This is a genomic window from Parvibaculum sp. (genome assembly GCF_049672805.1).
Taxonomy (GTDB): Bacteria; Pseudomonadota; Alphaproteobacteria; order Parvibaculales; family Parvibaculaceae; genus Parvibaculum.
In genome coordinates this window covers 1-5332 of record NZ_JBATWS010000072.1, presented here as the reverse complement: position 1 = coordinate 5332, position 5332 = coordinate 1, and the positions used below count along the sequence as shown (strand labels likewise).

Here is a 5332-nt window from a genome sequence, read left to right as displayed (position 1 = left end):
TTTCTTCTGCTCGGGGCAGTTGAAATAAAGCGGCTCGGAGATAGTCGAGGGATCGAAGCCTTCCTTCACCAGCTCCACCTTGCGGTGCTTGAAGGTGCCCGTGACTTCCATTTCGGGCTGGATGCGCAGGAAGACCGGCACAGCATAATCCGGCAATTCCTTATACATCTGTGTGCGGAACTTATCGAGATCAAGCGACCCGTTCTCCGCCACGATGGAGGCCATGCCGGCGCGGCCATCCGTACCCGGCACATGCACACCATAGACATTGGCTTCCTTCACGCCGGGGAAAACCGAGATCGCTTCCGATACTTCGGATGTGGCGACATTTTCGCCCTTCCAGCGGAAGGTATCGCCAATGCGGTCCACGAAATAAAAATAGCCGCGCTTGTCCTGTCGCAGCAGGTCGCCCGTGCGGAACCAGGCATCGCCCTTTTCGAAGACATCACGGAGGATCTTCTTTTCCGTTTCTTCCTTCTTCGCATAGCCGTCAAAGCGGCCAGTCGGCTGATCGGGATCATCGGAAATGCGGCCAAGCGCTTCGCCTGCCTCGCCTACATCTGCGCGAATGCAGAAGCCATCGGCGCCACGCACCGGCTGCTCCTTCTCGATGTCGAACTTCACCAGCTCGACATTGAACTTCGCCTTCGCCCAGCCCGGAATGCGGCCAATCGCGCCTTCCGTGCCGTCGAAATTCATGAGGGCGACATTGCCTTCCGTCGCGCCATAAAATTCGAGGATATGGGGAATACGGAAACGCTTCTGGAAAGGCTTCCAGATTTCCGGCCGCAAGCCATTGCCCACCACCATGCGCAGCTTGTGTTTGCGCTCCTTGGGATGCTTTTCGGTGTTGAGCAGATAGCGGCACAGCTCGCCGATATACTGGAAGAGCGTCGCCTTGTACTTGTGCACATCATCCCAGAACTGCGTCGCGGAAAACTTGCGGCGCAGGATCACCGCACCGCCAACCGTGAGCGCCATACCGACGGCGCAGACACCGCCTGCCGAATGATAAAGCGGAAGCACCACATAGACGCGGTCCTTCTCGGTCGAATTCGCACCAGCCGCAAAGGCTCCCATCATGCTGGCAAGCCGGATATGCGGAATGCGCGCCGCCTTGGGATTGCCCGTCGTGCCGCTCGTATAGATGAAGAGCGCATCATCATCGAGCGTCACATCCTTGCGAATATCGGCGGGCAGCGCGTCGCCCGGAAGCGAGGAGAGCACCGCATCGAGATCATGCGCGCCCTGCACCTTGCCGCCTGTCGCCCAGACGGTCATCGTTCGGGCAAGCTGGTCCGCCGCCGTCGAATAGTTTTCGGCAAGCTCCGCACCGAGGATGAGGTGGTCGGCATTGGAAATATTGAGACAGTGAGCAAGCGGGCCGCCGGTGAGGTTCGTATTGATGAGCGCTGCAGTTGCACCAACCTTGATGATGCCGAGCCAGGCGATCAGATATTCCGGCCGGTTTTCCATCATCAGCGCGATGACATCGCCGCGCCCCATGCCCTGCGCCTGCACCCAGCGCGCATATTTATTCGCCTCTTCGTTGAACTGGCGATAGGTGATCGCCCGGTCCTCGAAATAGATCGCGATATTGTTCGGCTTGGCCCGGGCCAGTTCCTCGATCGTATCGGAGAAGGTGTGGGACTCATTTTCCCGAATGGCCTTGAGCTTCTTCAACGAGCGCATGGCCGCCCGAACGAAGGTAATTTCATTGCCGATCTGCTTGAAGAATCCCATATCCGACCGCCCTCCCGAGCTTTGCCTTACGTTAAGCCGCCTCTCCCCGGTTATGCCTGTCACGGTGGCGAAACGTCAAGAAAAGGCCGGGGAAATCTCCCGATTGATCGTTCACGGCTCCGTGACATGCCGGTGGTGACAAGGCATTATCGGCCCTCTTCCGGCAATCCGCCGCGAGAGCCTCACAAATACGACAGACGAGATGAGTTCAGACCAGAACCCGCAGCAGGAGCAGGAACCCGGAACCGAGGATCGGGGCGAGATATTGCTCGATGTCATCGGGCAGCAATGCCCCTTGCCGGTCCTGCGCGCGCGAAAGCGCCTTTTGCGCCTTGAGCCGGGCGACCTCCTGCGGGTTTTCGCAAGCGACCCCGTCGCGCGGATCGACATGCCCCATTTCTGCGCCGAGGCCGGCCATGAAATCATCGAAATCCGCGACCGGGGCACATGGATCGAGTTCCTGATACGGCGGGGCGATCAGGTCAGCGATGAAGAGGATCTGCTGGCAAAGCCGGTGAAAAGCCTCTAGCCGAAAAACTCGTCCGACAGGATCGCGTAGAGATATTCGTCCCGCCAGGCGCCCTGAATGTAGCGGCTGCGGCGAAAGGCACCCTCGCGCCTCATGCCGAGCTTTTCCATCACCCGGGCGGACGCCTTGTTGCGCTGGTCGCAAGTTGCCGTGATGCGTTGCAACTCAAGCTCGCTGAAGCCTGCCCCCATCAGTGCATGGGCAGCCTCCAGCACAAGCCCCTGCCCCCAGTAATCCGGGTGCAGAACATAGCCTATGTCCCCCGTCCGGTTTTCACGGTCCGTTATCTTGAGGCCGACCGCACCGATAAGCCGGGGCGCTGTCCGCCTCGTCCCCTTGAGCCAGATGGCAAGATCGAAATTCGTGCGGAGAAGTTCGGTCTGATCATTGAGAAAGGCGCGAACAGCCTGCTTGCTTTCCGCCAGCGTGTTCGGCCCCCAGGCGAGAAAGCGCGTTACTTCCGGCAATGACGAATAGGCGTGAACCGCTTCCAGATCGCGCGCAACAAATTCGCGGATGACAAGGCGGGGCGTCTCAATCGGGAGATTGATCTGAGAACCGGATTCAGCCCGCCGCCCCAATCTCATTTGCCCAAAGCATCCTTGAGAGCTGCCTTCTGCGCATCGCGGAAACCCGAAATGATCATGCGCCCCTTCTCGAAAACGGGCCGCTTGATGAGCGAAGGATTTGCCGCCATCAGCTTCACGGCCTTTGCTTCCGTCAGATCCTGCTTGTCACTGTCGGGAAGCCCGCGCCAAGTGGTGCTCGCCTTGTTGAGAAGCGCCTCCCAGCCGACAGCCGCCGCAAAGCGCTTCACATCAGCCGCGCTGATGCCATCCGCTTTCACATCATGGAAGGTGTAGGCGATGCTTTCCGCCTCAAGCCATTTGAGCGCCTTGCGGCAGGTATCGCAATTCTTCAATCCATAAACGCCAAGCACCGTTCTCTAGCCCTGTTCTGCCTGTGAACCTTTGCCCAAGCATAGCGGGGAAGAGGCCGGTGCCAAAGCGCCGGAAATTTATGAGATTGTGGTTCAGGCAGCCTGCATCGTCTGCATCTGGCGCGCACGCTCCGCCTTGAAGGCAGCTTCTGCCTCGAGCGACAAAGGCTCCACTTCGCGGTATGCCACCGGTTCTTCGATGCCGAGAAGCGCGCGCACTTCCGAAAGCGGCTTCGGCAAAAGCGCTTCCCAGTCCGCACCCGGCAGCCACTGCGCCTTCTTGCCATTGCGATAGGCTTCGCGCACCACACGCCGGACATTCACCTGCGGCAGCGTCCGCTTTGTCGAACGTGTCCCCATCATCACGATAAAGCCGATACCGCGATTGCGCGTCTGCGCATAGGTAAAGCTGAGCAGGGCAAGCTCGCCAAGCCCGTCGCGACCATAGCCTGTCGTCACATGCCAGAGATCATGCTGGTCGCGATTGCGGCACCCGAACAGATATTCTTCGGGCGTCCGGTCATCATCCTTGCGGCGCACCACCTCGCTTGCCTCGACCAGCCCGTCAGCGGTGAGGTTTTCTTCCGCCATGAAATCGTAATAGGCGCGCCCAAGCGAGCCTTCGGGCAGGCTTGAAAGCCAGGCCGTGTCGCTCAGCGTCTTCACGAGGTCACGCTTTTCGGACAGGATACGCTGCCCGATCGGCGAGGCCGCGAAACGCTCGAACTGGCGGTCATTGGCATTGCCTGACAGCGCGTCGATGATGACGAAAACCTGCGACGTATCTTCCTTGTCGGCAGTCAGCGCACGCATGGCCCGCAGCGCCTTCAGCGGCTGGATGCGCTTGCGCTTCCGTTTCACAGGCGCGCGAGCATGAGAATTGCTGGTGTCGGATTTCATCGGGCTTACAGTCGTCATCGGATATGTCCCGTTGTTATATAGTGACGTTTCGCCATTGCCCCATATGACCTGATGTGAAGCATAGGCCATACTGACATTTCTGTCAATATAACTCTGGTCGAAGGAGATTTCGTGTCGAGCGTTGACAAAGACCGCGCCACCACGGACGAAAAGCCCGGAAAACCGCCCGCAAAGCGCATCCGGCGCACGGCGGAGGAAGCGCGGCGGCTCATTCTCGATGCCGCCGAGGCGAGGCTCGCCCGGCAGGGGCCGGAGGGCTTGCGGCTTCAGGATATTGCGCGCGATGTCGGCATCTCCCACCCGGCGATTCTGCACCACTTCGAAAGCCGCGACGGCCTTGTCCGCGCGCTCATCAACCGGGCAAACAACCAGCTCCGCGACAAGCTTCTCGCCGCGCTTGCAGGCGATGAAAAAAGCGATGACGCGATGGACCATATCGGCCATGTCTTCGAAGTGCTGAGCGACCGCGGCACGGCGCGGCGTCTCTCATGGCTCCTGCTCACAGGGCGCGCCGCAGAAGGCACGAGCGAACAGTCCGGGCACAATGTGATGGGCGAGATCGTTGAGGCGATGCAGCAGCGGCGCGAGGCCTATGCGAAGGAACACGGCCTCAGAAAGCCCGACCGCGAAGACACGCTCTTCACCGCCATGCTGGCCGCGAACGCCGCCTTTGGCGAAGCCATTGTCGGCCGCCAGCTCGCCGAAGCAGCCGGCCTCAATCGGGACGGGCTGAAGCGCTTCCGCGTCTGGTTCGCGAAAATGCTGAATGACCATCTGGATGATAAGGCTGAGTAAGTGGTGCCCCTGGCCGGACTCGAACCAGCACGTTGTTGCCAACAGCAGATTTTGAGTCTGCCGCGTCTACCATTCCGCCACAGGGGCCCCGGAGCGGCGGGCGCGCATCATAATGGCCTTCGCCCGGCCTTCAATGGAAAAGAAAGAGGGAGGCTCATGCGGCGTCGGGCCACGGGACAAAAACCCGTCCCCATGCTTCAATGAAACCATGACAGAACGCCTGCCCTCGAACATCATCCCCTGGATATTGCTCGCCGTGAGTGCGGCCACGCTTGGTGGCGCGCTCTTTTTTGAGCATGTGCTGGGCTACATGCCCTGCTCGCTCTGCCTTGAAGGGCGCTGGCCGCATTATCTGGCGCTCGGCCCAGCGCTGATCGCAGGCCTGCTGTCGCGTAACACCAATC

At 60.1% G+C, this 5332-nt stretch carries 7 protein-coding genes and 1 tRNA gene; 3 read left to right on the top strand and 5 right to left on the bottom strand.

What is annotated here, in order from left to right; translation table 11 throughout:
• A partial coding sequence (locus tag WBF74_RS02385; RefSeq protein ID WP_424434611.1) for a long-chain-acyl-CoA synthetase occupies positions 1-1743 on the bottom strand: 1743 nt, incomplete at its 3' end.
• Between the two features lie 202 nt (positions 1744-1945).
• Here WBF74_RS02385 and WBF74_RS02380 point away from each other — a divergent pair.
• Entirely contained in the window at positions 1946-2272 is a 327-nt protein-coding gene (locus tag WBF74_RS02380; protein WP_424434608.1) for a sulfurtransferase TusA family protein, read from the top strand.
• Here the strand turns inward: WBF74_RS02380 and WBF74_RS02375 are convergent.
• The 3 genes from WBF74_RS02375 to WBF74_RS02365 form a co-directional block, all read right to left on the bottom strand.
• On the bottom strand, positions 2269-2859 hold the full coding sequence (locus WBF74_RS02375; RefSeq protein WP_424434605.1) for a GNAT family N-acetyltransferase: 591 nt from the start codon (positions 2857-2859) through the stop codon (positions 2269-2271). The two genes, WBF74_RS02380 and WBF74_RS02375, sit on opposite strands and share 4 nt — an antisense overlap.
• A complete protein-coding gene (locus tag WBF74_RS02370; RefSeq protein WP_424434602.1) occupies positions 2856-3212 on the bottom strand; it encodes an arsenate reductase in 357 nt (118 codons plus the stop codon). The genes WBF74_RS02375 and WBF74_RS02370 overlap by 4 nt, the downstream gene beginning before the upstream one ends.
• Positions 3213-3305: 93 nt before the next feature.
• On the bottom strand, positions 3306-4130 hold the full coding sequence (locus WBF74_RS02365; RefSeq protein ID WP_424434599.1) for a Coq4 family protein: 825 nt from the start codon (positions 4128-4130) through the stop codon (positions 3306-3308).
• A gap of 114 nt (positions 4131-4244) precedes the next feature.
• On the opposite strand from WBF74_RS02365, the gene WBF74_RS02360 reads away from it, so the two are divergent.
• Entirely contained in the window at positions 4245-4928 is a 684-nt protein-coding gene (locus WBF74_RS02360; RefSeq protein WP_424434596.1) for a TetR/AcrR family transcriptional regulator, read from the top strand.
• Between the two features lies 1 nt (position 4929).
• Here WBF74_RS02360 and WBF74_RS02355 read toward each other — a convergent pair.
• Positions 4930-5015 (bottom strand) — tRNA-Leu (locus WBF74_RS02355).
• A 121-nt stretch (positions 5016-5136) separates the two neighbouring features.
• Between WBF74_RS02355 and WBF74_RS02350 the strand changes: the two genes are divergently transcribed.
• On the top strand, positions 5137-5332 hold a 196-nt coding region (locus WBF74_RS02350), incomplete at its 3' end, for a disulfide bond formation protein B (RefSeq protein ID WP_424434593.1).